We start from the raw sequence: 26521 nt of genomic DNA, 5'->3' as shown, positions 1-26521 counted from the left end.
GCAAAAATGGGCAAAAAATCAGGGAATCAGGCGGCGTGGGTGCTGGCGGGTTCTTGCGCGGCAGCTTCACCGGCCTCTGTGGTCATGGGGCCGCTGGAAAGCCGTTCCAGCAGCGCCTGGGCCTGTGCCAGCAGGTTGCTGGAGGCGCTGTGGTGCAGCTGCTCGCTCAGCGCCGGCTTGGTGGCGATGGCGGCAGGGCCGGCCTCGTCACTGGCGATGCTGGCGGTGCCGGCAGGCCGTGAGAACGCAGTGCCAGCGGCATCGATGTGAACAGGGATGGTGAGCGACTGGCCGTCGACGGTGCGCACCACGATGCGCAGGTCCATGGCCTTGGCGTTCTGGCCGGTGGCGATGATGCTGGCGCTTTCGAGGTCCAGACGCACGGACGGTGCGACCAGGCGGCCATGGCTGTCGCGCAGTTCCACGCTGGCAATCGCAATGCGGCTGCTCACCAGGCCGGCAGGGAGCTGGAAGACCATGCGGTTGGCAGCCAGGTCGCGCTGCCAGGGGCCCGCCACCGTGCTGCGTTGGGCCTGGAAGGCCGCTCCGTTTTCGCTGGCCAGTACCACCAGCGGTGAAGACTGTCCATCGGCCAGCTGCAGCGGGTAGGCCGGGGCAGCGGATTCTGTTTCGTGCTGGGCACGGATGGCATCCAGCACCGCCAGCGTGGCACGCGCGGTGGTTGGCTCGGGCGCTGCTTCGTGGCCCGGTGTGGTGCCACGGGACAGCATGGGGGCGCCGGTGCCGGCCGGGCGTGCCGGCAAGACCGGCTCTGCCGCGGACAGCAGTTCGGGGAAGCGGCTGCGGCCCTCGGCTTCTGTTGCACGGTCATGGGACTGGATGAACTGGTCCAGCGGAAGCACCGTGGGGGTGACATCCGCGTCGGAGCCGGTGCCCGGATTGGTCCCTGGGTCGGGATTGGTTCCCGGGTCGGGGTTGGTCCCCGGGTCGGTTCCCGGATTGGTGCCGGGGTCGGTTCCGGGTTCGGTGCTGGCCGCCTGAACCCGCAAGGTCAGCGGGATCTCCGCACTGGCGCCGGACGGGTCGGTGGCGCGGATCGTCAGCACGGTGTCGCCGGCGGTGGCGGGAGTGCCGGAAATCGTGCGGGTCACCGGATCAAACGCCAGCCCTGCGGGCAGGGTGCCGTCGATGCTCCAGGCCAGCTGGTCGCCGTCCGCGTCGGCGAACAGCTGCTCGGGCAGCACCACGCTGTAGCCCTCGCCGGCGGTGGCCTGGGCCAGTGCATAGCTGCCCGGCTGGGCGGTGGGGGGCGTGTTCACCGGCTCGGTGCCGGCTTCATGGCTGACGGCGATGCTGGCGCTGATGTTCAATGGCGCATCGTCGTAATCGCTGATGCCGGTCAGGGTGACCACCACATCGCCATCGGCGACGGTGCTGGACAGCACCTTGTAGCCCATGCCGTCAACCAGTCGCTCCACGTCGGCGGGGGAATTGGCTGCGCTGGCGTCGATGAAGATCTTGACGCTGGCGCTGCCGTCGGCGTTGACCGCCACGGAATAGACGTAGCCATTCGCACTTGTCTGGGCCATTTCGGTGGCCTCCAGGCGGATCTCGTGCCCGTCGATGACCAGGGCCTGGTCGGCACCGCTGCGGTTGACGGTGAGGTGCAGGGCCGTCAGCGGTTCGCCGTCATTGCCTGCCAGTACCGTCACGTCGCGGAACAGGTCCACGGCGGCGGGCAAGGCACCACTGCCGATTTCCAGCTGGCCTGGCACGCCGGTGGCCGTGAGCTCCGGCAAAGCTGTCTCGGACACCGGGCGGGCGGCCTCCAGGGTGACGATGGCCTGGCCTTCGAAAGTTGCACGGGCGTTCTGTGGCTCGGGATGCTGCCAGTCCACGTCCTCGAACAGCTCCAGGCCGATGGTGCGTGTGCCGCTGGTTTCCGCGCCGGTATGGCTGTAGCTCAGGCCGTCAATGACGTCGGCTGCCGCAGCACCGCTGCGTGCCACGTACAGGGTCACGGTGGCCACACCGTTGCTGACGCTGATGCGGTACTCGATCTGGCTGTCCCCGACATGGGCCATCCAGTCCACGGATTGGTCGATGGGAATCTGCCCGCCGTCGACCCCCAGCATGTCGCCTGCTGTCACGCCGGTGATCGTCAGCACCACCCGGTGGACGTTCTGGCCCTGCTCGATGGTGTCGATCTGGGTGTTCTGGAACAGGTCCACGGCGGCGCCGCCGGGAGTGAAGGTCGGGGTTTGCGGGGTGGTGCTCACCACGGCGGCATCGTTCATGCCGACCAGGTCGACCGAGGCGTCCAGGGTTACGCTGTGGCCGTCGCCGTCGTTGAACACCAGATGGAAGCTGGCACTGTCGCCGTTGCGGGTCGGGTCGTTGCTGCTGGAGGCGTAGGCCACCTGGCGCAGCACCTGCTGGGCATCGGCCTGGCTGGTGCCGGCGAGGAAGGTGATGGTCAGCTTGCCGTTGGACTCCACGAAACTGGCAATCGCCGTGTTGCCCTTCCAGATCGTGCCGTCGGCCTTCAGTTCCAGGCCGTTGTCCGCGACAAAAGTGAAGGCATCGCCTTCCTGGGCACCGCCGCTGCGTTCGACCACCAGGCTGGCGCCGGCATAGTCGTTGGCTGCATCCAGCTGCGGATCGGACAGGGTGCCGCCGGGAAGCAGGGCGACCGGGGCACCGTCTTCGGTGAAGGTGACGGTGCGGGGCTTGAGGTCGAGGACGATCAGGCCTTCCCCATCCCGCTCTCTGTTGGTCGAATCCCGGAGGCTGCCGGTGAGATAGATCTGCTGGCCGTCCGCGCTGAACACGGCATGGCGCACCTCGCTGAAAGTGGTACCGGCATAGTTGGCGTAATCACCGAAGCCTTCAACCTTCTGCACCAGCGTCAGTGCCCCGTCTTCGGCACGGCTGTAGAGGAAGACCGCATAGGTGTTCCAGTTGTCGCTGGAGCCCAGCTCACCGATCACGGCCACGCTCTTGCCATCCGGCGACACGATCACATCCTTGGCCGTGATGTTGTCGCCGGAGCCCAATTCCATGGTCTCCGTGGCCGTCAGGTGGCCGTCGGCCGCGACATCCAGCACATGCAGCAGCGACTGGTTGTCGATCACGTAGAGCGTGCTGCCATCGGCCGACAGCGTGAGGGCCGAGGCGAAATAGCCGAATTCGGCCGTGCCGGCCCCAGGGACTGCTTCCTTGAATGTCAGCGCACCATCGGCGCCGACAGTGAACACGCTGACCAGCGTGTTGCCACCCGAGGTGGCGACGTACAGGGTGGTGCCGTCGGGCGACAGGGTCATGGCATTGGCGCCATCCAGCTGCATGCCGGTATCGCCCGCATCCTCGAGGGTGTCCACGAAGGTCAGCGCCGCACCATTGCGGGTGAACACCAGCAGCTTGCCGTCGGCGGTGACATAGACATGGTTGCCCTGGGCCACGACATCGCTCACCAGACCGATGTCGCCACCAAAGGTGCCGAGCTGCTGCAGATCGCTGGCGTTGAACAGCGCCACGCCATCGGCGCCGGTCACATAGACCGTGCTGCCATCGGCCGAGGCATGCAGGGTGGCGGCACCGGTCAGCCCGGTGATGTCCTTGCTTTCGAGCAGTTGCAGCGTGCCATCCGCCGTGCGCTGGTAGACGGAAATGGAGTTGACGGCGATGTCTTCGCCTGAATTCGTCTCTTCGTCATAGACCCAGTCGCTGCTGGAGCGGACCACAAACACCTTGTCGCCGACGACGGTGATGCCCTGGATGCCCTGCAGCTGGTTGTTGCCATTGGCATCCAGCTGGGTCAGCAGGTCGGCGTAGTCCAGCGCGCCGGCTTCGGCGCCCAGCGACGGGAACTGGCTGTGCTCCTGCAGGGTGATGGTGGCGCTGATGCCGGGTTCGATCTGGTCGCTGGTATCGCTCAGGCTGGCCAGGGTGACGGTCACCGTGCCCGCGCTGACGGCATCGTTCAGCACCTTGTAGGCCAGGCCGTCAATCAATGCGGCCGCCGCCTGCGGTGTGGCGCCGCTGGTGGAACTGTCGATGCTGATGTGAATGCGGGTCACGCCATCGGTGACCTCGACCACATACTGGTAGCCGTTGGCGCTGGTCTGGCCGCTGCCCGCCTGCAGGGCGACTTCCTGGCCATCGATGACCAGTGCCTGGTCGGCGCCGCTGCGGTCCACGGTGATGACCAGATCGGTGAGGGGTTCACCGTCTGCGCTGAGGCCTACCGTGACCTGCTCGAACAGGTCGACCGGGCCGGGCAGCTGGCCGGAGCCGACGGTGATCGCCGTCTGCTGGCCGGTGGCCGACAGCGTGGGATCGGGTGCGGTCAGCAGCAGCGCTAGCGTGGTTTCGGTGCTCTTGCCGCCGTCGCCGACGGTCAGCTTCAGGTCCACGCGTGCAGGGGCTTCGGCACTGTCGTTGCGGTAGCTGACCTGCTGCAGCACCTGGTTGGCGGTGGCTTTGTCCACCGCGGCGGTGAAGCGGATGGTCAGCGTGCCGTTGGCCGCGGTGAACTCGGCAATGGCGTTGCCGTCCTGCACGATCTGGTTGCCCACCAGGCTCAGGCCTGCGCCGTTCTGGAAACCGAACACATCGTTCGCAGAGACGGTACCGCTGCGGCTGATGGTCAGCTCGGCGCCCTGGTAGCTGCCCAGGGCGTCGAAGTCCGGGTCCGAGAAGCTGATGCCGTCGCTGAAGGGCGTGGTGGCACGGCTGGCGACATAACCGGTGTGCGGCAGGGCGGAGAGGACGCTGACGCCAGTGGTGGCCTGGCTGCGACCGGTGTAGAGGTTCTGCCCGTCTGCACTCACGGCGATCTGGCTGGTGCGCAGGCCGGTGCTCAGTGCGCTGGCGAAGGTCAGTGCGCCGGTGGTGGTGTCGCGGGAGAAGACCAGCAGCGATCCACCGTACATGCCGACATAGACCGCAGAGCCATCGCTGGACATGGCCATCTCGCGCACGGACAGCGCGTTGGCGGGTGTCAGCCCCTTGCCATAGAGGTCCAGGGTACCGACATAGGTCAGGCTGCCATCGCCTGCGTTGCGGCTGAAGATGGAGACCATGGCCATGTCGCCGGAGCCGACATAGACGAAGTTGCCATCCGGCGAGATGACGATGTCCTGCAGCTGCGACAGGTAGCGGTTGTCGCTGGGGCGTGCGCCGCTGTCGGGGTCGGCCACGATGCTGGCGTCATTGACCAGGCCGACATAGCTCAGCGCGCCGGTCTGCGTGTCACGCGCGAACACGGTGAGCATGCTGCCGCTGCGGTTGGCCACGTAGACCGAGGTGCCGTCGGGCGAGATGACGATGCCCGTAGGCAGGTTCATGCCCAGCGCCGTGCTGCCACCCACATAGGTGCCCAGATAGGTCAGGGCGCCGGTGGTGGTGTCGCGCGAGAACTGTGCCAGACCGGACTTGTTGGTGGTGACGTCGATGGCCGTCACCCCGTTGATGGTGTAGAGCGATTTGCCGTCGGCCGAGAGGACGATTTCGGAGATCGGCGCATCCAGCCCGGTGACGCCGTTCTGGCCTTGTGCCGCCACGACACCGCCATAGCTGAACTGGCCGTTGGCGCCGCGCGTCAGCAGCACGATGGAGTAGACGGCCGAGCCACCGCCCACACCGTAGCCGGCGACATACAGAGAGTCTCCCTGCATGGCCATGGTGGTGACGCCGTTGAGCCCGTTGGCCTCGATCACCTCGGTGTCGGGGTTGTCGCTCTCGCCCTGGGTGAAGCTCTGCACCAGCGTCAGTTCCCCGCTCGCCGCATCGCGTGCGTAGATGCGGACATAGCTGGTTCCGCCGGGAACGGCTGCGGCGCCGGTGCCTGTGGCCGTGGTGCTGCCGCTGATGACCAGGGTCTTGCCGTCTTCGGACACCACGATGTCGGTGACATATTCGTTGTAGCCGCTCAGCGTTCCGTCCACGTAGTACAGGCTCGGATCGGGGTCGCTGACCTCGGCCTGCCATTGCGGCGCATTGTTGATGGCCAGGGCAATGCTGGCGCTGATGCCGGGCTCGCCGGTGTCGTCGCCACCGCCGGCATTGCCGCCGTTGTCGCGGATGCTGGTGATGGTGAAGCTGCGGGTGCCGGTGGTGGCTGCCTGCGTGTCGTTGGCGTAGGCGATGCCGTTGACCAGGGTCTGGGCCGCGGCGGCGTTCATGCCGCTGCTGCTGGTGATGACCAGGGTGGCGCTGTCGCCGCTGCGGGTATAGGTGTAGCTGTAGGCACCGGCGTTGCCGTTGCTGGAATGGGACAGGTCAATGCGTGTGCCGGAGACGATGATGAATTCGTTGGCCACGTTGTTCAGACCATCGATGGCCAGGGTCAGCTCGATGATGGACTGGCCGATCTCGCCGGTGCTGACGGTCGTGTCCTTGAACAGCGCCACGACGGTGCCCGTCGTGTCATAGGATGCACCGGTGGTGGGCGTGGTGCCCAGTACCGGGGCGGTATTGCGGGTCAGCAGCACATCCAGGGTCACCGCCTGGCTGTCCACCTGGCCGTCGTTGGCGCGCAGCTCCAGCGTCACCACACTGCCGTTGGCGTCCGAGGAGCCGGTGTTGCTGTAGGTCACCTGGTGCAGCACGGCATTGGCATCGGCGCGGCTGGTGCCGTCCAGGAAGGTGACGGTCAGGGTGCCGCCACTCTGGGTGAACGTGGCGATGGTCTGACCGTCCTTGCGGATTTCGCCATTTTCCAGTGTCAGGCCGTTGCCGCTGCTGAGGCCGAACACGTCGTTGGCCGAAGCGCCGCCCGCGCGTTCGATCAGCAGCTTGCCGCCGCTGTAGTTGCCGCTGCCGTCGGCCAGGCGGTCGAAGTTGGCATCGCTCAGGCTCAGGCCGCTGGCCACGGGGATGGCTTCACCCCGGATCAGGGTCTGGATGGAAGAGAAACGGCTCAGGCCGTTGCCGGACACCAGCACCGACTGTCCGTCGGCGGACACGGTGATTTCCTGGCCGTTGGTGGCGCTGGTGACCGTGCCCAGCTTGGTCAGGCTGCCATCGTCCGCCACACTGTAGGTGTGCACCACACCATCGGTGGCGGCCACATACAGCCGGTCCCCCGCTGCATTGAGCGACAGGCTGCCGACCTGCATGCCGCTGATCACATTGGCCTGGGTGAGCTGGTTGTCGGCGCCCAGCGTATAGATGGTGACCCCGCTGCTGGTGCCCACATACAGGTAGCGGCCGTCTTCGGAGGCCACCAGGTCCGTGCTGCTGGCACTGACTTCGATGGCGTCGACCAAGGTCAGTGGGCCGTCTCCCGATGCGCTGCGCAGGTACACGGAGATGCTGGGCGGGGTCACGATGCCAGCGGCTGCGTAGCTCACGTAGACATAGTTGCCGGAGGTGGTCACGATGCCACTGCGTCCCTCGGGACGGCCGGACAGTGCGCTGAGGGCGCCGGTATCGACATCGCGGTTGAAGATGTAGAGACCGTTGTATTGGCTGCCCACATACAGTTGCTTGCCGTCGTCGGAGATGGCGATGCCGCCCGTGACAGCAGAACCGACGGCAATGCTGGCGCTGTGGCTCAAGCTGCCATCGGCACCGACGCTGAACAGCACCAGGGTACCGCTGCTGGAGGCGGTGTAGACCGACTTGCCGTCCGCGCTCACCGCAATGTGCCTGACCGTGCCCAGATCCTGAACCCCTGTCAGGGTCTGCTTCAGCACCAGGCTGCCGGTGTCGCTGACTTCGAACACGCTGATGCTGCTGTTTGAACCGGCGGCATAGACGTACTTGCTGTCAGCAGAATAGGCCACTTCGGTGGAGCCCGCCAGGACCCCTGCATTCAGCGCCTCGGCTTCTTTCAGCAGGTCGCCGGAGATCACCGGAGGCACGTTGACCTGGCTGTCCACGTCGACCGTGGCGTGGATGGCACGCAGGTCGGTGGTCTCGCCGCCTTCGTCGCTGAGGCTGTGCAGGGCCACGGTCACGGTGCCGGCAGCGACCGATTTGTCCAGCGCCTGGTAGGCCATGCCGTCGATCAGGGCATTGACATCCGCAGGGGCGTTATCGAAAGAATTCAGCTGGATGGTGATGGTCGTGGTGGTGCCACTGACGCTCACGCTGTAGACATAGCCACTGAAGTTGTCCCGGGTGTTTCCATTGCTGTCTGCGATCAGCTGGATGGCCTTGCCATCGATCACCAGCGCCTGGTTGCTGCCGGTGCGGTCCACCGTGATGACCAGCGCCTGCAGGGCATCGGTCCCGTCGCTGGCATCCGTCTCCAGGGACACGTTGACGTCCGTGAACAAATCCACGGGCGGGAAACTGTCCGTGCTGTCGGTGATGGTGATGGTGCTGTGGACCGGTGTGGCCTCGACGCCGGGCGCCGTGCTGGTCGCAGGCGCCTCGGCCTGCACGGCCACCTCCGCGGCGGTGGTCACCGCAGCGGCATCCAGCAGGATGCGTGGCTCCAGGGCCAGGGCGCGGAATGGGCGTTGCAGTGGCTTGCGTGTGGTCATGGCAGTCTTCCAGGACAGTGAACAGAAAAAAAGAGGGAATTGGGGGAGGGGCGCAGCGGCGGCTTACTCGACCAGGTAGACGTAGGAGCTCTGCTGGCGGATGTCGCTCAGCACCTTGTCCAGCAGATCCTGGATGCGGCTTTCGGCGGCAGCGAAGTCAAACCCCTGGATGTAGGTGATGTCGCTGCTCTTGACCGCGCAGCGGGCCAGGCCGGGGCCGGCCAGGCGCCGGAACTCCGACGCGCCATCGACCGTGCCTTCGGCGCCCAGGTCGTTGTTGGCAATTTCGTCCTGTCCGACGGCGATCATGAAAAAGCGCAGCTTGCGCTCGCGGAAGCTGTCGCACAGGCGGGCGAAACGCTGGGTGCGCAGGCTGGTGTTTTCGCCATCGGAGCCGGTTTCGCCATCGATGGGCTGGGCGTTGTAGGCGTTGTAGGCATCGCTGTCGAACCAGCGCTCCCCGGTGGTGTTGACCAGCATGACGATGGCCTTGTAGCTGTTGCCGCCGTCGTCCTTGAAGTCCTTGGGCAGATCGTCCTCCAGGTTCCAGCCGGCGGTACCGCGGAAGGCCGGGGCCAGCGCCATGGCGCTCCAGCCCATGGCGATGGCGTAGTTGGTGTTGAAGCGGGTCGACATCTGACCGAGGCGTTCCTCGATCTTGTTCATGTCGTTGGTCAGGGGCAGCAGCGGCGCCGATGGGCAGCCTTTGTCGGCCACCATGAAACGCGTGTCCACGGTCTGGTCCGGCCAGATGTCCGGATTGGGGCCGCGCCAGGAAATGGGGTTGGCGCCCGGGCTGCCGTTTATGGGCAGATCGTGGCGGTAATAGATCTGGAACTGCCCGCTGGGCGCCTTGTCCCAGTAGTAGTTCTCTCCGCGGTTCAGACCCCGGTACATGCACAGCAGGTTGGCGCGGCGGTCGGGAATGCGGGGGTCGTGCAGGCCGCTGTAGCCGGTGCGGAACAGGGAGGTCAGCTCGATCGGCCGCAGCGCCGAAGGCATGGCCCAGGTGTTCAGGCGCTGGCGGTGGTTGGCACTGGGGCCCACTGGCGCACGGGTGCTGGGGTTGGTGTAGTCGGGCGATACATTCACCGACTGGCTGAACGGCACCAGGGCCAGCCAGGCCTCCTTGCGGTCTTTGACCAGGTTCTCGGCAAAGTGCATGCCCAGGCGGCGCAGCACGGCCAGGTTGCGTTCGTTTTCCGAGCCCGAGTTGGGCAGGGTCAGCGCCACTTCCAGCGCACTCTTGAGGGCCGCGGCGGCCGAATGCACGCTGACGGCCTGGGGACCGGCGTCCTTGAGCATGGCGCTGGCTTCGAAGGTGGCGGTGACGCGCACCGCAGGGTCGGCATTGCTGCCATAGGTGAAGGTGGCGGTGCTCACGCGCACCTGCCGCCCGGTCTGTGCGGAATCCATGCCCAGGTTGGCACTGACGTACTGCTCGGCGATGGCCTGGATGTCGGCATTGGCATCGGCGGCATAGGCCTGGGCGGCTGCCAGCGCCGCGGCGTCGGTGGCGCGCTTGAGCTGGGCTGCGCCGGCGGTCATGCGGGTGCCGTCGGCACTGTAGGCCGCCAATGCGACGACGGCGGAGATCAGCAGCAGCAGCAAGATGGCCGCAGCGCCGCGCTGGCGCGATGCATGCCGAAGGGGGAGGGCGCGGTGTGCGGGGGCTTGCTGCGGGGTCTGCATAAGCGTCTCATGCCGGTGTGGCGTGGGGTTGTCGGGAAGCGCTGTCACCGGCCTTGCTCCTGGTAGGCCAGGCCGCTGGCGTCGCTCTCGGCCTGGAGCGTGTCGTCCAGTTCGATGTCGGCGGCGGTGGAGCGGTAGATGGCGGTGGTGTCCAGCGTGGAAGGCATGGCCAGTCCGCTGGTCAGCAGGATCTCGTCGGTGCTGCGGCAGGCCCGCACGACCACCATGGACCGCTCGCTGCTGTCGCTGCTGGCCGTCGCATCCTCGGCGGGGCGCTCGGGCAGGGTGCCGGCGTACTGGCCTTGCAGGGACAGGGCGTCGCACAGGTCGCGGGCTCCGCCGCGCTGCAAGGCCCAGTTGATGCGGCCGGACGGCCGGACATGGAGCACGATGAGCTGCTGGCCGGCTTCATGCCCCTGCATGGCGACGGCGCCCAGGGCATCCAGTCCTGCGGCGCTGAGCGTCGGTTGTGCAGCCAGGTTCAGTGCCATGGCCCCTGCCGTGTTTTCCAGGCGGATGCGCTCGGTCTGGATGCGCTGCAGGTCTGCGCCCAGCAGCCCGACGCTGATCAGAATGGGCAGGGCCAGCGCGGTCTCCACCGCGACGGACGCGCGGGTGCTGCGGCCGAAATGCACGGTCTGTCTGCGGCTGCACTGCAGCAGGGCATGCAGGCGCTGCATCATGGCGTGTTCTCGCTGGGCTGGGGCAGGTAGGCCAGCACCTGCTGGTAGCGGTAGCGGAAGGCATTGCTGTCCATGCCCAGCAGGCGTGGCAGCGGGGTGATGAATTCCTTGCGGATGTCGACCGAGATGCGCCAGGCCGGCACATCGGACAGATTGCCTGTGTTGCTGGCCTGGGCAGCGGCATCGCCGCCGCCCATGGCGTCCAGCGTGGCGTAGGGCTCGATATCGATGGTGGCGATGTCCTCCTCGGCCAGGTAGCGGTGCGAGGCCTGCGCCATCCGCGTGCGCAGCAGCCCCTGCATGTCCTGTCCCTGCAGCAGCGCGTTGACACCGTCCTGGCGAAACTGCTGCACGGCCCGCTCCAGCGCGCTGGCACCCATGTTGATGGTCAGGCCGATGCTGGCCAGCTCCATGAACATCATCACGGCGGCGATGACAACCGGCAGCACATAGGCGGCTTCGACCGCCAGCACCCCTCGGTGCTGGTGCAAAGCGGCGCGGCGCAGGCGGGATGGGCGCTGCGTCACGGCTGGGCCTTTTCGCGCAGCGGGAGCCACCGCCGGCTGGCGGCCAGCAGTTCGGTGGCCACCGGGCTGCCGCCCTGGATGCGTTCGCGGCGCTGGGTGAAATCGGCCAGTGCCTGGCGGATCTGACCGTCATCCATCAGGGCGGACAGCGACCGGCTGCTGCGCGCCTCCTGGCCTTGCAGCCACTGGGCAAAAGCCAGGTTCAGCTGCAGGGACGCCCACAAGGGCGTCTGGCGGTTCTGGGTGGCCTGGCTCAGCAACTGCTCGGCCTGTGCCGCATCGCCGGCCGCAAGGTGGGACAGGGCCAGGTTGTTGACCACCCGCAGGTCGGCGGGATCGACCTCGTTGGCATGCTGCAGCAGTGCGCGGGCCTGGTCGTGCGCCCCCTGGGCATCCCGCAGCACGCCCTTGGCGTTCAGGGCCACCACGTTGTCGGGCGCCACGGCCAGCGTGCAGTCGAAATCGTTCAGGGCAGCATCACGCTGGCCCAGCGCCATGCGGGCACGGCCCAGGCCGTTGCACAGGGTGGCCGTGGCATCGGATGTCACGCTCACACCGGATTCGCGCAATGCACGCCGGGCACGGCCATACAGGGCCAGACTGTCCTGGGGTGACTGGAAGTTGGCGGCCACGCTGGCGTATTCGAGCAGCTCCAGCGGCTTGAGGCTGCCGCGCTGCTCCAGCTGGGCATAGATTTCGGAGGCACCTTCGTAGCGCCCCTGGTCGCGCATCAAGCGGGCCAGTTGCAGACCGTCGACGGCCGGATCGGTGACGGCGCGCGGCGGTGTGGGGGCCGCGGCCGCGGTCACCTTGGGGGGCGTGTTGCGGCTGGTGGGGCCGGGACCGGCGTCGGCACGGATGGTCAGGCCGCCGCATGCGGTCAGCAGGGTGCTGGACATCGCCAGCACCATGCCGGCCGTACGCCGGCGGGAGAGGTGCAGCAAGGCGGTGGAGGGGGAGAACGGCTTCATTGCATCAGCGAACGGACGACGCGCATCAGCGCGGGCGTGGCCACGATGGCCACCACGGGGGGGAGGATCAAGGTCATCAGCGGCAGGCTGAGTTGCGCGGGGAGCTTGCCGGCCTTCTCCTCCAGCTCCAGGATCAGGCGGCTGCGGCTTTCTTCTGCGATGGTGCGCAGCGCCTGGGCCAGCGGGGTGCCATAGCGCTCGGCCTGGATCAGCGAGCCCACCATGCTTTCCACGGTGGGGACGCGGGTGCGGTCGGCCAGGTGGCGCAGGGCCGCAGCGCGGTCGGGCAGCAGCTGCAGTTCGGCGCTGGTATAGGCCAGCTCGTCGGCCATGATGGGCGCGCTCAGGCCCAGCTCGCGCGACACAGTCTTCAGGATCCGGGGGAAGGGCAGGCCGGCTTCGGCGCAGATCACCATCAGGTCCAGGGCGTCGGGCATGCTGCGCGCCAGCGCCTCATGCCGTCGTGCAGCCCGGACCTTGACCAGCAGTTCGGGCAGCGTGGTGCCGGCGAACAGGGCGATCAGCCCGGTGGCCAGTCCGGTCAGGCCGGTGCGGCTCTGCGGACCCAGCAGCCCGAACAGGGCCAGGCCGCACAGCACCAGGCCGCAGCTGTACTTGGCTGCCATCAGCAGGCCCAGGGCTTCGGGACGGCGCCAGCCCGCCTGTGCCAGCAGGCGTTCGCTGTTGCTGCGGTCCTGGGCGGTTCCGGCAAATCGCAGGCCGATGCGTGCGATCTCGCGCAGCAGCGGGGACAGGGGCGCATGGTGGTCATGGGCAATGGCGGCCACGGACGGGGCATCCGTGCCGGCCGGTGCCGCGCCCAGGCGCCGGTGCAGGGGGTTCTGGCGGGATTCGCGGTACAGCAGCCAGAGCGTCAATGCCAGCGCGGTCACAAAGACCAGAAGCAGCAGGACGATGGGGTAATCGATGGACAAGGTCATGGCGGGCGGAAGGGGGGTCAACGGATGCGCTTGACCATCAGGTGGGTGATCAGCAGGCCCAGACCGACGCTGATGGCCACATAGGTCATGACCTTGAGCCCTGCGGGATCGTTGAACATGAAGCGGAAGTCCTCGGGCGCGTTCAGGTACATGTAGAGCAGCACGCCGGGCACCAGCAGCGCGACGATCTTGGCGGAGGCCCGTGCTTCGGAGGTCTTGGCCTGCACCTTCATGCCCAGCTCGGCGCGGGCGCGCAGCGTGGTGGCCAGCCGCTCCAGCGTGTCACCCAGGCGGCCTCCCGACTCCTGGCTGATGATCAGGATCACGGCGAAGAAGCGGTACTCGGCCAGCGGCATGCGGTCGGCCGATTGCTGCATGGCCTGCTTCAAGGGAATGCCCAGCTTGAGCCAGTTCTCGATTTCCCGGAGCTCGGCTGCCAGCGGCCCTTGCAGGTGATCGGCAGCGATGCCGAAGGCGCTTTGCAGCGGCACGCCGGAGCGGCAGATGCGGGTGATGGCATCGATGGCCTCGGGCAGGGTGCGCGCCAGCGCCGCCACATGCTTGGCCATGGCGTTCTGGTAGGCCCAGGCGCTGCCCAGCAGCCACAGCAGCGGCGCGCTGACCAGCACCAGCGCCAGGCTGGTGTCCGTCATGCGGGCCAGCACCATGCCGGCCAGCAAGGCACCGCAGATGCTGAACAACAGGCGCATGCGCAGCGTGCCGTACCAGCCCAGGGCGTTCAGGCCGGCGCGCAGATGCTCCAGCTTGCGGCCCAGCCAGGGCCAGGCCGGCAGCAGGTCCGGCATGCCCGGCAGGGCGATGGAATCCGCCTCGGCCAGCACGGCGGACGACAGGCCTTGCTCACGCGCCATCTGCTGGCGCAGCTGTTCCATGCGCTGGGCCACTGCTTCTTCCCGGCGCTGGCGGCGGCTCCAGGCGCGGACGGTGTAGAAACCGATCAGCACCAGAAGAAAGATGAGCAGGGTGAACAGGTCAAGCATGGGGAGAAAGTGGGTGGCGTTGCAGGGCGAGGCGCATCAGTTCGGCGCGGTGTCGAACAGATGGGATTTCTCGGTGTAGAAGTTCGGCCGCAGCCCGGAGCCTTGGTGTTCGCCCACCACCTGACCGGCATGTGCGGACGGGTGGGTGCGGAAGGCGAACAGCTCCTGGGTCTGGATCACTTCCTCTTCCATGCCGCAGACTTCGACGATGGAGACCAGGCGCCGACCCCCGTCGCGCATGCGTTCGATCTGGACGATCAGGTCCACGGCACTGGCAATCTGGCGGCGGATGGCGGCCAGTGGCAGCTGCATATTGGCCATCATCACCATGTTCTCCAGCCGCGACAGTGCGTCGCGGGGGGTGTTGGCGTGGACGGTGCACAGCGAGCCGTCGTGGCCGGTGTTCATGGCCTGCAGCATGTCGAAGCACTCACCGCCACGCACTTCGCCCAGGATGATGCGGTCCGGGCGCATGCGCAGCGCGTTCTTCAGCAGGTCGCGCTGGTCGATGCGGCCGGACCCTTCGGCGCTTTCGGGCCGTGTTTCCAGGCGCACCACGTGGATTTGCTGCAGCTGCAGCTCGGCCGCGTCTTCGATGGTGACGATGCGCTCATCCGGGCTGATGCGCTGGGACAGTGCATTCAGCAAGGTGGTCTTGCCGGCGCCGGTCCCGCCCGAGACGATGACATTCAGGCGCGCTTCCATGGCGCGGCGCAGCAGCACCGCCATGTCCATGGACATGGCGCCGCGCTGGGCCAGCGATTCCAGCGACAGGTCGCGTCGCATGAACTTGCGGATGGAAATGGTCGTGCCGTCCAGTGCCAGCGGGTGGGTGATCACATTGACCCGGCTGCCATCGGGCAGACGGGCATCGACCATGGGGTTGGCTTCGTCGATGCGGCGTCCGACCCGCGTGGCAATGCGCTGCGCGGTGTTGAACACATGCTCTTCGTCGATGAAGGTGATGGGGGTCAGTTCCAGCTTGCCGAAGCGCTCGACAAAGATCTGGCCCGCACCGTTGACCAGGATGTCGTTGACGGAATCATCGTGCAGCAGCGGCTCGATGGGGCCCACGCCCACCATCTCGTCCAGCATCTGGCGTGCAATGGCCTGCTCTTCCTGGCTGGCCAGCTGCAGACGCTGCTCGTCACAGATGCGGCGGATCAGCGCATCGATCTGGGTCTGCAGCTGCTCCCGCGGCATGACCGCCGCCTTGAGCGGGTCGATCTGCTCGAACAAGGCATCGCGGATGACACGGCGGTGGCCGGCATGCTCCGCCGAGATGGGGTGCGCGAGGGGTGCCGGTGCGGAGGCTGCAGCCCTGCGCGCAGGCGCAGGCTCGGACGGGGCGGCTGCGACCGGGCGCTGTGGCTGGGGCGCCATGGGGGGCGCGGCGGTCTGCACCGGTGCGGCAGGGGCCACAGGGGCGGTGACGCTGGCGGCGGGCGGCGACTTGCGAAGCAACATCATGGTCGTACTGTTCCTGGCATCAGACCGCGGCTTTGCGCGGCGCAGGGCGCAAGCCCAGCTGGCGGGACAGGCGCTGCAGCAGGCCGTCGACCGGCTCCGCCGCGCTGTGTGCCGGCAGGTTGAGCAGACCGCGTCCCAGGTTGGAGATGGCCTGTGCATAGGCCGGTGCGTTGTTCCGCTCCAGGGCGCCCTGCAGCAGGCTGGCCGCCAGGACATCGCCTGCATGCGGCAGATGCGCATGGATGGTGCGTCCCACAAAGGACTGGAACTGCTCGGCGCTGAGCACGGCCTGGCTCACATGGTGTGCGGCACTGGTCACCAGCAGCAGTTGCTGCCCGTCGCGTTCGTCGCCAATCTCGGACAGCAGCCTCTGGGTGTTGCGTGCGCCTTGCACATTCAACTCTGTCAGCACGATGCGGACATCGGCGTGGATCAGCACCTCATCGCTGCCGGCCGGGCGGTGCGAAGGCAGATCCCACAGGGACAGCGAGAAGAGCTGGCACAGGGCCGCGCCCAGTTCCAGCACCCGTTCCGGGGCGACCGGGGTTTCGGGGCCCGGGCGCTGGGCCAGCAGCTGCAGGCGCGAGGCGGTGGTGCCCACGCTGCCATTGAGCAGCGTGCGCTGCAGCAGACGCGGGTCGATCGATGGCGCATCCAGCAGGTGGGCCAGGCCGGCATCGGCTTCCAGGCCGAGCAGCAAGGGCAGGTCGGACTGGCGGCGGTCAAAATCCACCAGCACCGTCGGGGTGTGCTGTGCCTGGGCCAGCCACTGGCCCAGGGCGGTGACCAGGGTGCTGGTGCCCACGCCGCCGGATGTGCCGACCACGGCCACCGTACGGCCGGCGCGGACCACGCCGTCGTGGCCCAGGGGGCGGTCTTCCTCGGCCCGTGCCAGCGTGTCCGCCAGGATGTCGAGGCGCAGCGGCTTGAGCAGGTAATCAAAGATGCCGGCAGACAGCAGTTGCCGGTAGAACGCCACGTCGTCCTGGACGCCCAGCGCCACGATCCGGCAGGTGGGACCGCACTGCGTGGCCAGTTCCAGCAAGGCCGCCAGGGGGTGCGGATGTCCGGCGATATCCACCAACAGCGTCTGGGCGCTGGCATTGCCGGCGCACCAGCTGGCGGCTTCGGCCAGACCGCCGGGCACCAGCAGATCGGCCTTGCGCTGCAGGCGCTGGAGCTGGTCCTCGATGGAGGGCAGCTCCGTGGCGGCGGCGAACACGGCCAGGGACACGGTGGTCGATTGGGCGGAGGACGTTGCTTCGCTCATGGTCATTCCTCGAAGTCGATATCGATCAGGTCGCGGATCTCACCGCGTTGGTAGCGCTCGACGGCCAGCACGGCGGCGCGGCCATCTGCCGCTTCCAGCGTGCGTGGGCGCGCCAGATCGCGCGGGTCGCTGACCATGGCGGCCACGTTGGCGCGGCTGGCGCAGCCCAGCGGACCGACGCCGTGGTAGGGGTGGATGGTCCAGTTGCGCCGGTTGGCGATCTGGCAGCGCGTGCTGTCGGCAGTCAGGGCTTCGGACTGCAGCTCGAGCGCCCAGCCGGCGGTGGACGCCTGGGTGAGCCGGACCTCATCGGTGGGCACCGGCAGCACCCGGGGGGCCTGCGCACCGCTGCGCACCAGGGCCTGGGCCAGGCGCTGTGCCAGCGGTTCGGCCTGTGCGCTGAAGGGCGTGATGCTCAGGGTCTGGTCGGCAATGCGGCCTTGCTGGGTCAGCAGCGCGTTGGCGGCGCGTGTGGATTCCGGGGTCAGCGCCTGCTGGTCCGGGCTGGCGTTCAGGCCCAGGGCCAGGGCACGGGGTTCCACACGGGGCGCGACAGGCAGCGGGTCGCCCGCACCGAAGCGTTTGGCACGCACCGAATTGAGAGGGGATTCACAACCGGCCAGCAGCAGTGCTGCGGCAGCCAGCACCGCGGCCTGCCAGGGAAGGGGGGGGAGGGAAGACAAACGCATGGAGACGAGTTCCTGAAATGCAGTGGGGATGTCCGCGTCAGTAGAGGTAGCCGATGGCCGCCTGCGCTGGCAGGTTGCTGTCGATCTGCGGCAGCCCCTGGCCGGGCACTTGCAGCTGCGTGGCAACGACGGGGTCCACCACGTTGGCGGTCACGATGATCACCAGCTCGGTTTCGGCTTTCTGGGTGGATTCGCTCTCGAACATGCGGCCCAGCCAGGGGATGCTGCTCAGGCCGGGTACGCCGGAGACGGTCTGAGCGGTGGTGGAGCGCAACATGCCGGCCAGTGCGAAGCTCTGCCCGCTGGCCAGCTCGACGGTGGTGTCCGCACGGCGCACGCGGAAGGCCGGGATGGTCAGGCCTTCCAGGTTGACGGCACCGTCCTCGGTCAGCTCGCTGACTTCGGGGGCGATGTGCAGGCTGATGCGGTTGGGCGACAGCAGCGTGGGCGTCATCCGCAGAATCACGCCGTAGGACTTGTATTCGATCTGGACGTTGTTGTTGGTCAGGATGACGATGGGCACCTCGCCACCGACGGCGAAGGCCGCGCTTTCGCCGGACAGGGCGGTCAGATTGGGCTCGGCCAGCAAGGTGGCCATGCCCTCGGTCTGCATGGCCTTCAACAGGCCGTTCAGGCTGCCGATGCGCCCATTGCGCGGCTTGAAGCTGCCGCCGATCTGCACACCGCCGGTGACGGCATTGAAGACGGTCGAGCCACCCGTGCCGATCTGGATGCTGCTGTCGGCGCCGAACAGGCCGTACTTGGGGTTGAGCACGGTGTCCCAGCTGAATCCCAGCTCGTGCGACAGCGAACGCGAGACTTCCACCACGCGCACCTGGATGTTGACCTGGGAAGACAGATCCACCTTGAGCTGGTTGATCACGTTCGGCGTGGAGTTGTTGCCAGCCCCGGCGCCTGCGCCGGCGCGTGCGGTGTTGCCAGCCCCTGCGGTATTGCCGCCTGCGCTGCGGCTGATGGTGGCGCTGGCACCCTCCAGGTAGGCCTGGACCTGTTCGACCACCTGGCGCGCTTCAATCGGTGTGCGCACCTTGCCGCGCACGATCATGCGGTTGTCCAGCACGGGCTCCAGCTCGATCTGTGCGCCGGGCACGGAGCGTTCGATCTGGGACTTCAGATTGGGCAGGTTGTGCCGGGTCTCCACCAGCACTGAGGCGATGACCTTGTCCTGGCTGTCCAGGGCGTACAGCGTGGTCTTGCCGGCGGCCAGCGCGAACACATAGACCTGGTTGCGCGCCGGCATCTGGAAGTTGGCAATGCGCGGATCGGCGATCAGCACCTTGGCCGCCTCGGCGGGCAGCTTCAGCAGATGGCCCTGGCTCACCACCAGCTCCAACCGTTCGGTGGGCTGCGCCTGGGTGATGGCATGGGGCAGCGCCTTGGCCGGGGTGGGGATGGCAGGCAGGGGGACGGGCTGGCCGTGCGCGGTGTGCAGCAGGCTGAACGCGCATGCCAGGCCGAGGCTGATGCGCTTGGCCGTGAAGATGCCGCAGGTGCTGGGCGGTTGGAGTGTCATGGACGGAGCTGGGAGACGGTGGGCGTGGGCCGTGGTGCGGGACAGCACGGCTGGAGGGAAGAGGCAGGCCATGGCAGGCACTCAGGGGCGCTGTGCCGGTTGTTCGTAGCTGACGGTGGCTCCCCGGTAGCTGGCGACCGGGGCAGCAGGCGCGGCCTTCAGCACGGAAGACACGTCGTGCAGCCGGGTGGGGCTGGAGGCAGACGCGGTGGCGGCGCCGGTTTCGCGTGCGCCACGCAATGCCAGTTGCAGCGTGCCGGCTTCGCGTGCCAGGGCCAGGCGCTCGGCGTCTTCGGGGGAGACTTCCAGTGTGGCGCTCACATGCTTTTTGACGGGCTGCGTGGTGGGTGTCTTGCGTTTGGCTGCGTCCTCGGGCGAAGGTGCTTCCGCACCCATGTCAGGGGCGATGCCTTCGGTGGTGCTGTCCAGGGCCAGGACGCGCACGTTGTGGACGATGGTCTGCGCCGCCAGCAGATTGAAGGAGCCGTTGGGGTCCGTGCTGGGCGGCAGCAGATCGGCGCGGTTCAGGTTGAGGATGACGTCGACCCGGTCGCCGGCGCTGACCAGCCCCGCATTGCTGGCAACGACGCTGGTGGGAATGGACACAGCGCGCTTGCCGGGCGGCAGCACCGTGGACAGAAAGCCGGGCTCGCCGGCCTTGACCAACAAGGGGCGGCGCAAGGCGGTGCCAGCCGGCATGGCCTGGCGGGCGACGGCACCGAAGACATCCCGTTCCAGGCGGTGGCGGTCGGCGTCGGTGGTGCCGACCAGCTGGTCGCCATGCACGCTGTCTGCGGGGAGCACCTTCCAGCCCACGTTGTCGCTGGTGATGAATTCACCGATCTCCACCGCACGGTCGATGGTGAGTACCCGCAAGGTGGGGGCGGGCGCCGATGCGGCAGGGACTTCCTTGACGATGGTCACGGGTGGTGCTGGACGCATCAGTGCACGGGCGACCAGGGCACTGGCCGCGGCCAGGGTGACAGCACCCGCCAGCAGGATCAAGGGACGTGTTTTCATATTAAATGATAATGATTCGTGCTTTTATTCGCATTAAATGGCGGTGGAAGCACCTGCAGCAATGCCTGGAGTTCGATTCAGCGGTGGAGCGTGGGGTGGTGGTGCAGGGCTAGAAGCTGCCCCAGAGAACGAGCATGGCACCCATGGCAATCGCGATGCCGTACGGAATGCCGGGAATGGGGTGTTCGCGCAGGGAATGGGGAAGGGGCACTGCCGCAGGGCGGGGCAGCCATGCATTCAGCTGCATCAGTGCCAGGGCCAGGCCGCGCTCGAAGAGCGCCAGCACCGGCAATGCCAGGGCCAGCAGGCCTCCCGCCAGCGCGGTCACCATCAGGAACAGCAGCGATTGCTCTCCCAGCCACAGGCAGAGCACGGCCATCAGCTTGGCATCGCCAGCACCCATCCAGCGCATGACAAACAGCAGATAGCCGGCCACCAGCACGGCGGCCGAGGCGCTGGCGCCGATCGTCAGGGCATGCAGGTCGGCGTGGCCCTGCAGCAGTTGCAGGCCGGTGTGCAGCAGCCAGAGGGTCAGCAGGGCGGCCAGCAGCCAGTTGGCGATGCGGCGATACAGCAGATCCGACACGACCACGTACACCAGTGCCGGGGTCAGCACCAGGTGGGAGAGTGATAGTGCCGTGCTCATGCCGAAGCTTTATTTGGCGGACTTGATGTCCGTGCCCGAGCTGGTGATGTCCGAAGCAATGCTTTTGAACTTCTCGCGCAGCGCAGTGATGAAGGCCCCGTCGGAGCCGAAGATGACGCCCACGGCCGCGGCCATGGCGGCGGCCAGGATGCCGTACTCGATGGCGGTCACACCACTTTCGTCACGAAGGAATTGGCGAATACGCGAGGTCACTTTGAATGCTCCTGGAAGAGGTTGAGAGGCAGAAGAAAACGTCCACCCCCTGGCAGGCACGGGCCTGCAGTAGAAGGTGTATTGAAAATCATTTCGGATTGATCCACAACAATCGGATCATTAAAAATCCTTCAGGTTGCCGGGCCCGAGAGTGTCGCCAGGGGTATGCGGAATACTCAAAAATGCGAGCAATCCGCGTTGCGTGGATGCGCTTTTCAGAGGGTTGTCGCTCAGCGTGAGTTTGCCGCCATGCAGGCTGGCCACGGCCTGCACCAGCGCCAGGCCCAGGCCGTATCCGGGGATGCTGCGGTCCCGTGTCAGCCGCTGGAAACGCAGCACTGCCTGGGTGCGTTGCGCGGCGTCGATGCCCGGGCCCTGGTCGGCCACGCCCAGCGAGACATGGCTGGCATCGGCGCGCGCCAGCAAGGTGATGGTGCTGCCGGTGGGGGCGTACTTGAGGGCGTTGTCGACCAGGTTGACCAGCGCCTGCAGCAGCAGTGCGCGGTCGCCCACCAAGGTGGGCATGGTGGGGGGAATGTCGATCACCAGGGACAGATCGCGTTGCTCGGTCAGTACCTCGTAGTACTCCTTCAGATCCCCGAACAGGGCCTGGATGGCCACCGGGGCGGGTTCATGCAGGCAGCGGCCGGTTTCGATCTCGCTGATGCGCATCACCGTGCGGAACAGGCTCTGGATATGCTGCAGCTCTTCCCGGGCCAGGGCCAGCTCCAGGGCCACGGCGCGGTCGCCCTGGGCGGCGTCGGCAATGTTGCTGAGCCTTTGCTGCAGCCGTGTCAGCGGGGTGCGCAGTTCGTGGGCAATGTGGTTGGAGGCATTGCGCACGGCCTCCATCAGGTGGTTGATGCGGGTCAGGGCATGGTTCACGTCCTGGCCCAGCAGATCGAACTCGTCGTGGCGGCTTTGCAGGGGCACGCGGCTGTCCAGTTCGCCCCGGGCGAAGCGGCCCATGGCCTGCCGGGTCTGGTTGATGCGCCGCACCCCGTTCAGGCTGAAATACAGACCGGCCCCCAGGCTGACCAGCAGCACCATGAAGATGCTGAGGCCTGCGGCCAGGGGAACGGGGTAGATCCGGTCCAGCATCGGCAGGATGTCGTAGCCGATGATGTAGCGCCCGCCTTCGGGCAGCGCATGCGAATGGGCCAGCCATTCATGCACCACGCCGTCCGGGGTCTGTTGGCGCGCCCGCAGCCAGCCGTGGCATGGGGCGGCGGAAGAGCACAGGCCGGGGAACAGCAGCTCGGAGCGGCCATGCAGCAACTGCCCGTTGGCCGCCTGCACGGCGGTGGCGCGCTCGCGCCGTGGGGCTGTGGCCTCGCGCTGGTTCAGTGCCGCCGTCAGCCGCTCGGCGCTGCCGTGCGCATCCAGCATCTGCTGGGTCCGGATTTCCGCGGTGACCATGTCCTTGACGTGCGTCACCAGCACCTGTTCCAGCAGATGCTGGCCCCAGAGGATGGAGCCCAGCGTGACCAGCAGGAAGAAATAGGCAAAGCAGGCCGCCTGCCGGAAATGGCTGGTGCGGATCAGCAGCGCCAGAGAGCCCGAGCGCGGCAGGTTGGGTGCCGAATGGCTGCGCCAGAACGGCCGCCAGGCCATGCGGCATTCATTGGCCAGCTGTGCTGCGTCGCGTCGGGCGGGAGTGGAGGCAGGGGCGAACGTCAGATCAACCGAGGACATAGCCGATCGCACGCACAGTCTTGAGCAACGGGCGGGCAAAGCTCTTGTCGATTTTTGCGCGCAATTTGGAGATGTGTACGTCGATCAGATTGGTCTGTGGATCGAACTGCAGCCCCCACACCTTTTCCAGCAGCATGCCGCGCGGCACGATCTGGCCGGTGTGTTCGGCCAGGGTGCGCAGCAGCTGAAACTCCTTGTCCGTCAGGTCGATGACCTGGCCGGAGCGGGAGACCGAGTGGCGCACCATATCGATCTGCAGATCGTGCACATGCAGGCGGGTGCTGCGGGTGGGAGAGGCTTCCGTGCGGCGGACCAGCAGTTCGATGCGCAGCAGCAGCTCGGGGAAATCAAAGGGCTTGCCCAGGTAGTCTTCGGCACCGGCGCGCAGGCCCAGCACCCGTTCACTGGCCGTGTCCAGGGTGGACAGAATGATCACCGGGGGATGGGGGCGGCCGTTCAGCCTTTGCAGCACCTCGATGCCGTCGATACCCGGCAGCATGCGATCCAGCACCACGGCATCGAACGCTTCCTGGGACAGGAGGTCCAGCGCCTGCTCACCGCTGTCCACCTGGACGCAGTCATGCCCGCTGGATCTGAGCTTGGTGCCCAGCCAATAGCTGACCTTGCTATCGTCTTCGACTAACAGAATTCGCACATTCAACTCTCATACAGGCGGCTGCGGGACAGGACCAAAGCGCAGGCGAGGGGGTGACGCTGCGCTTTGCAATTCCTGGGTGCCGCCGGGGCAACGCAAGGAAAAAACTTTGTGTTACGACATTGATTGATAATGATTATCATTAATGTTGAGTCGACCTGTCAGCTACTTTAACTATTCCGTACGTTTCTTGTGCTTAAGATTTCTTTAGTCACGGCATTCGCCGTTGCGTCGTCGCTGGTCCATGCCGCCGACGTCTACGTCTCTTTCGACGATGCCGGCGTGGCCCGCTTCGCCGAGCGCGCGCTGGATGACAGCTACCGCCTGCTGATCAAGGACCTGCAGGCAGAAGTCCGTTCCCCGTCGGCGGCAGCGGCAGGCCATGCCGAGCCCAATGCGGATATCCGCGCTGCGCTGGAAGGGGGCGCCCAGCGCCATGGCCTGGAATACGCCTTGCTGCACGCCATTGCCCAGGTCGAGTCGGGCTTCAATCCCATGGCGGTCTCCCCCAAGGGCGCGATCGGCTTGATGCAGCTGATGCCCGGTACGGCCCAGCGCTACGGGGTGCAGGCAGCCGATGCGGCGGCCCTGCGCGGCAAGCTGCACCAGTTGCCGGTCAATGTCGACGCCGGCGCGCGCTATCTGCGCGATCTGATGCGCCAGTTCAACGGCCAGACCGAACTGGTGCTGGCAGCCTACAACGCGGGCGAAGGTGCGGTGCGCAAGGCCGGCAACCGCATTCCGGCCTACCCGGAGACCCAGGGCTATGTCGAGAAGGTGATGCGCATCTTCCGGAAGATGCAGGGCGCCGAAGCGCCATCGCCCACCGCCGCCCAGGAGCCGTATGTCACGGCCGCGAAGGGCCGGGCACAACTGGTGCGGTCTGCCGGGCACAACGCGGGCGTGCAGCTGTTTCGCGGCGACACGGTGGAGCTGCAGAAATTCGAACAGGGCTTTGGTCTGCACGCGCAGTGACGTGCGCCGCTGCTCAGGCGATGCGGTGGATGGAGGAACCTGACAGGTTAAGGGGCGGGAACAAGGCGCAGACCTGCGGGTCGTGTCCCGGGATGATGTGGTCCGGGCTGTCCGCCAGCTGCCGGATCAGCGCGTAGCCGGCCAGCATGTCGTCCAGGCTGTGGATGGCGGGAAACGGGTTCTGCTTTTCCAGGTTCTCGTAGTAATGCGCGGCGTCGGAGGCCAGCACCACCCAGCCTCGGGCCGTCATCACGCGTACCACCTGCAGGCCGTCGGTGTGGCCGCCGACACGGTGAAACTCGATGCCGGGCGCAAACCGGTGCATGCCATCGATCAGCCGGACATCGCCGGCGTACAGGCGCTTGAGCACGACGGAAATGTCGTCGAGTGCGAAGAAGTGGTTCTGCTTCGCATCGCACATGCACCTGCCCGTGGCGTAGGCCATCTCGCGCTGCTGCAGCCAGATGCGGGCATTGCGGAACTGGTTCACATTGCCGGCATGGTCGTAGTGCAAGTGGGTGATGGCAACATCGCGGATCTCGTCGGGCGCAATCCCCAGTGCACCGAGCGCCTGGACCGGCTCCTGCAGAAATGCACGCTGGCGGGCGAGGGCGGAGACCTTGCTGAAGCCGGTGTCCACCAGCAGCAGCTGGTCGCCCCCGCGCACCAGCCAGACAAAGAAGTCCAGCGGCATCAAGGCATCCGGATCGCCGTCGATGGGGTGCAGAAAATTGCTCTGCCGCACCCGCGCGACGCTGGCGTACCTGATGGCGAGGACCTCATAACGGGGCAGATCGTCCGGCTGCATCCTGCTGGCCGCCTACTTCTTCACCAGAGGGCATTTGCTCTGGTTCAGGCTCTCGAACGCCTCCTTGCCCGGCACGGTTTCCTGCACGCTGTAATAGTCCCAGGGTTTCTTGGATTCCGACGGCGTCTTCACCTTCACCAGCAGCATGTCGTGCACCATCTTGCCGTCGTCGCGCAGCGTGCCGTTCTTGGCAAAGGCGTCGTTGATGCGCATGCGCTTCATGGCCTTGATGACGTCGGCGACATCGTCGCTTTGGGCCTGCTCGACCGCCTTCAGGTAGGTGCGCACTGCCGAATACTGGCCTGCCTGCAGCGCGGTGGGCATGCGCTTCATCTTCTTCATGAACTTGTCGGCGAACTTGCGCGATTCGTCGTCATAGTCCCAATAGAAGGATTCGGCAAACATCATATTGCCCGCGTTCTTGAGCCCCAGGCCATGCACGTCCATGATGCTCATCAGCATGGCCACCGTCGCCTGGCCGCCGGTCCCCAGGCCGAATTCACGGCCTTGCTTGATGGCGTTCTGCAGGTCCAGGCCCGCCGTGGCAATGGCCACCGCATTGGCCTTGCTGCCGTTGGCCTTGACGATGTAGGAGGCAAAGTCGTTGCCGGGGAAGGGGTAGCGTGACGAGCCCACGACACTGCCGCCTGCGGCTTCGATGAACTTCCTGCCATCGTTTTCCAGCGAGTGCCCGAATGCATAGTCGGCCGTCACGTAGTACCAGGTCTTGAAGCCCTTCTTCACCAGCGATTTGGTGCCCACATTGGCCAGGGCATACGAGTCGTAGACCCAGTGCACATTGTTGGGCGTGCAGTCCTCGTTGCTGATGCGCTGTGCGCCAGCCCCCGTGACGATGGACATGCGCCCCTTTTCCTGTGCGATCTTCATCGCGGCCAGGGCCACGGCGCTGTTGCCCAGCTCGGTCACCGCGTCCACCTTGTCGCGGTCCAGCCATTCACGGGTCTTGGTCGAGGCGATGTCGGCCTTGTTCTGGTGGTCGGCGGTCACGATCTCGATGGGCATGCCCAGCACCTTGCCGCCGAATTCCTCGACCGCAATTTCGGTGGCAACGATCGAGCCTTTGCCGACGTTGTCCATGAACGGACCGTTGATGTCGGTGAGCACGCCGATCTTGACCACGCCGTCCGAGATCTTCGCGCCCCCGGCTTGCGCGTGGGCTGCGCCGGTGAGCAGTGCGATGGCGGAAAGAACGAGGGCCGATGGGGGGATGAACTTCATGGTGTGTCTCCTGCGTTATCTGGCGCGTTATCTGGC

19 protein-coding genes are annotated in these 26521 nt (G+C 66.7%); 1 reads left to right on the top strand and 18 read right to left on the bottom strand.

Going from position 1 to position 26521, the window contains the following annotated elements; genetic code table 11:
* Positions 1 to 26: 26 nt before the first annotated feature.
* From QM470_RS04765 to QM470_RS04690, 16 genes are all read right to left on the bottom strand, one after another.
* Complete coding sequence (locus QM470_RS04765; RefSeq protein ID WP_283338395.1) at positions 27 to 8456, bottom strand: beta-propeller fold lactonase family protein; 8430 nt, start codon at positions 8454 to 8456, stop codon at positions 27 to 29.
* 63 nt (positions 8457 to 8519) lie between these two features.
* Positions 8520 to 10148 carry a hypothetical protein gene (locus tag QM470_RS04760; protein ID WP_283338394.1) on the bottom strand — a complete coding sequence of 543 codons (1629 nt, stop codon included), beginning with the start codon at positions 10146 to 10148 and terminating at the stop codon, positions 8520 to 8522.
* 44 nt (positions 10149 to 10192) lie between these two features.
* Positions 10193 to 10831 carry a TadE/TadG family type IV pilus assembly protein gene (locus tag QM470_RS04755; RefSeq protein WP_283338393.1) on the bottom strand — a complete coding sequence of 213 codons (639 nt, stop codon included), beginning with the start codon at positions 10829 to 10831 and terminating at the stop codon, positions 10193 to 10195.
* Positions 10828 to 11358, bottom strand: coding sequence for a hypothetical protein (locus tag QM470_RS04750; RefSeq protein WP_283338392.1), 531 nt, complete (start codon positions 11356 to 11358; stop codon positions 10828 to 10830). The genes QM470_RS04755 and QM470_RS04750 overlap by 4 nt, the downstream gene beginning before the upstream one ends.
* Positions 11355 to 12329: a tetratricopeptide repeat protein gene (locus QM470_RS04745; protein WP_283338391.1), complete on the bottom strand. Its 975-nt coding sequence runs from the start codon at positions 12327 to 12329 to the stop codon at positions 11355 to 11357. Before QM470_RS04745 ends, QM470_RS04750 begins: the two co-directional genes overlap by 4 nt.
* Positions 12326 to 13270, bottom strand: coding sequence for a type II secretion system F family protein (locus QM470_RS04740; protein WP_283338390.1), 945 nt, complete (start codon positions 13268 to 13270; stop codon positions 12326 to 12328). The genes QM470_RS04745 and QM470_RS04740 overlap by 4 nt, the downstream gene beginning before the upstream one ends.
* A 17-nt stretch (positions 13271 to 13287) precedes the next feature.
* Entirely contained in the window at positions 13288 to 14271 is a 984-nt protein-coding gene (locus QM470_RS04735; protein ID WP_283338389.1) for a type II secretion system F family protein, read from the bottom strand.
* A gap of 36 nt (positions 14272 to 14307) precedes the next feature.
* The gene (locus QM470_RS04730) at positions 14308 to 15741 is read right to left on the bottom strand and encodes a TadA family conjugal transfer-associated ATPase (RefSeq protein ID WP_283338388.1); all 1434 of its coding nucleotides are present in this window, start codon (positions 15739 to 15741) and stop codon (positions 14308 to 14310) included.
* Between the two features lie 19 nt (positions 15742 to 15760).
* Positions 15761 to 17011 carry a CpaE/TadZ family protein gene (locus tag QM470_RS04725; protein ID WP_283338387.1) on the bottom strand — a complete coding sequence of 417 codons (1251 nt, stop codon included), beginning with the start codon at positions 17009 to 17011 and terminating at the stop codon, positions 15761 to 15763.
* A gap of 2 nt (positions 17012 to 17013) precedes the next feature.
* Entirely contained in the window at positions 17014 to 17700 is a 687-nt protein-coding gene (locus QM470_RS04720; RefSeq protein ID WP_283338386.1) for a CpaD family pilus assembly lipoprotein, read from the bottom strand.
* A gap of 37 nt (positions 17701 to 17737) precedes the next feature.
* A complete protein-coding gene (locus tag QM470_RS04715; protein WP_283338385.1) occupies positions 17738 to 19234 on the bottom strand; it encodes a type II and III secretion system protein family protein in 1497 nt (498 codons plus the stop codon).
* Positions 19235 to 19315: 81 nt separating this feature from the next.
* The gene (cpaB, locus tag QM470_RS04710; protein ID WP_283338384.1) at positions 19316 to 20254 is read right to left on the bottom strand and encodes a Flp pilus assembly protein CpaB; all 939 of its coding nucleotides are present in this window, start codon (positions 20252 to 20254) and stop codon (positions 19316 to 19318) included.
* A 109-nt stretch (positions 20255 to 20363) separates the two neighbouring features.
* A complete protein-coding gene (locus QM470_RS04705; protein ID WP_283338383.1) occupies positions 20364 to 20900 on the bottom strand; it encodes an A24 family peptidase in 537 nt (178 codons plus the stop codon).
* 9 nt (positions 20901 to 20909) lie between these two features.
* Positions 20910 to 21113 (bottom strand): Flp family type IVb pilin, encoded by a 204-nt coding sequence (locus QM470_RS04700; protein WP_280012214.1) that lies wholly within the window; start codon positions 21111 to 21113, stop codon positions 20910 to 20912.
* 120 nt (positions 21114 to 21233) lie between these two features.
* On the bottom strand, positions 21234 to 22808 hold the full coding sequence (locus QM470_RS04695; RefSeq protein WP_283338382.1) for a sensor histidine kinase: 1575 nt from the start codon (positions 22806 to 22808) through the stop codon (positions 21234 to 21236).
* Entirely contained in the window at positions 22795 to 23463 is a 669-nt protein-coding gene (locus QM470_RS04690; protein ID WP_280012216.1) for a response regulator transcription factor, read from the bottom strand. The genes QM470_RS04695 and QM470_RS04690 overlap by 14 nt, the downstream gene beginning before the upstream one ends.
* Positions 23464 to 23655: 192 nt before the next feature.
* Here QM470_RS04690 and QM470_RS04685 point away from each other — a divergent pair, with 192 nt between their 5' ends.
* The gene (locus QM470_RS04685) at positions 23656 to 24438 is read left to right on the top strand and encodes a lytic transglycosylase domain-containing protein (protein WP_283338381.1); all 783 of its coding nucleotides are present in this window, start codon (positions 23656 to 23658) and stop codon (positions 24436 to 24438) included.
* A 13-nt stretch (positions 24439 to 24451) separates the two neighbouring features.
* Here the strand turns inward: QM470_RS04685 and QM470_RS04680 are convergent, their stop codons facing one another.
* Positions 24452 to 25246: an N-acyl homoserine lactonase family protein gene (locus QM470_RS04680; protein WP_283338380.1), complete on the bottom strand. Its 795-nt coding sequence runs from the start codon at positions 25244 to 25246 to the stop codon at positions 24452 to 24454.
* A gap of 12 nt (positions 25247 to 25258) precedes the next feature.
* On the bottom strand, positions 25259 to 26485 hold the full coding sequence (locus QM470_RS04675) for an ABC transporter substrate-binding protein (RefSeq protein WP_283338379.1): 1227 nt from the start codon (positions 26483 to 26485) through the stop codon (positions 25259 to 25261).
* Positions 26486 to 26521: the final 36 nt, after the last annotated feature.

Origin of the sequence: Comamonas sp. 17RB (assembly GCF_030056555.1) — a bacterium.
Classification (GTDB): Bacteria; Pseudomonadota; Gammaproteobacteria; order Burkholderiales; family Burkholderiaceae_C; genus Comamonas; species Comamonas terrigena.
This window is presented reverse-complemented; position numbering and strand designations above follow the sequence as displayed.

What these genes read in the sequence shown, in the direction of transcription:
- QM470_RS04765 (WP_283338395.1), bottom strand. Translation starts at nt 8,456, where the DNA reads ATGACCACACGCAAGCCACTGCAACGCCCATTCCGCGCCCTGGCCCTG.
- QM470_RS04760 (WP_283338394.1), bottom strand. Translation starts at nt 10,148, where the DNA reads ATGCAGACCCCGCAGCAAGCCCCCGCACACCGCGCCCTCCCCCTTCGG.
- QM470_RS04755 (WP_283338393.1), bottom strand. Translation starts at nt 10,831, where the DNA reads ATGATGCAGCGCCTGCATGCCCTGCTGCAGTGCAGCCGCAGACAGACC.
- QM470_RS04745 (WP_283338391.1), bottom strand. Translation starts at nt 12,329, where the DNA reads ATGAAGCCGTTCTCCCCCTCCACCGCCTTGCTGCACCTCTCCCGCCGG.
- QM470_RS04740 (WP_283338390.1), bottom strand. Translation starts at nt 13,270, where the DNA reads ATGACCTTGTCCATCGATTACCCCATCGTCCTGCTGCTTCTGGTCTTT.
- QM470_RS04735 (WP_283338389.1), bottom strand. Translation starts at nt 14,271, where the DNA reads ATGCTTGACCTGTTCACCCTGCTCATCTTTCTTCTGGTGCTGATCGGT.
- QM470_RS04730 (WP_283338388.1), bottom strand. Translation starts at nt 15,741, where the DNA reads ATGATGTTGCTTCGCAAGTCGCCGCCCGCCGCCAGCGTCACCGCCCCT.
- QM470_RS04725 (WP_283338387.1), bottom strand. Translation starts at nt 17,011, where the DNA reads ATGAGCGAAGCAACGTCCTCCGCCCAATCGACCACCGTGTCCCTGGCC.
- QM470_RS04720 (WP_283338386.1), bottom strand. Translation starts at nt 17,700, where the DNA reads ATGCGTTTGTCTTCCCTCCCCCCCCTTCCCTGGCAGGCCGCGGTGCTG.
- QM470_RS04715 (WP_283338385.1), bottom strand. Translation starts at nt 19,234, where the DNA reads ATGACACTCCAACCGCCCAGCACCTGCGGCATCTTCACGGCCAAGCGC.
- cpaB (WP_283338384.1), bottom strand. Translation starts at nt 20,254, where the DNA reads ATGAAAACACGTCCCTTGATCCTGCTGGCGGGTGCTGTCACCCTGGCC.
- QM470_RS04705 (WP_283338383.1), bottom strand. Translation starts at nt 20,900, where the DNA reads ATGAGCACGGCACTATCACTCTCCCACCTGGTGCTGACCCCGGCACTG.
- QM470_RS04695 (WP_283338382.1), bottom strand. Translation starts at nt 22,808, where the DNA reads ATGTCCTCGGTTGATCTGACGTTCGCCCCTGCCTCCACTCCCGCCCGA.
- QM470_RS04680 (WP_283338380.1), bottom strand. Translation starts at nt 25,246, where the DNA reads ATGCAGCCGGACGATCTGCCCCGTTATGAGGTCCTCGCCATCAGGTAC.
- QM470_RS04675 (WP_283338379.1), bottom strand. Translation starts at nt 26,485, where the DNA reads ATGAAGTTCATCCCCCCATCGGCCCTCGTTCTTTCCGCCATCGCACTG.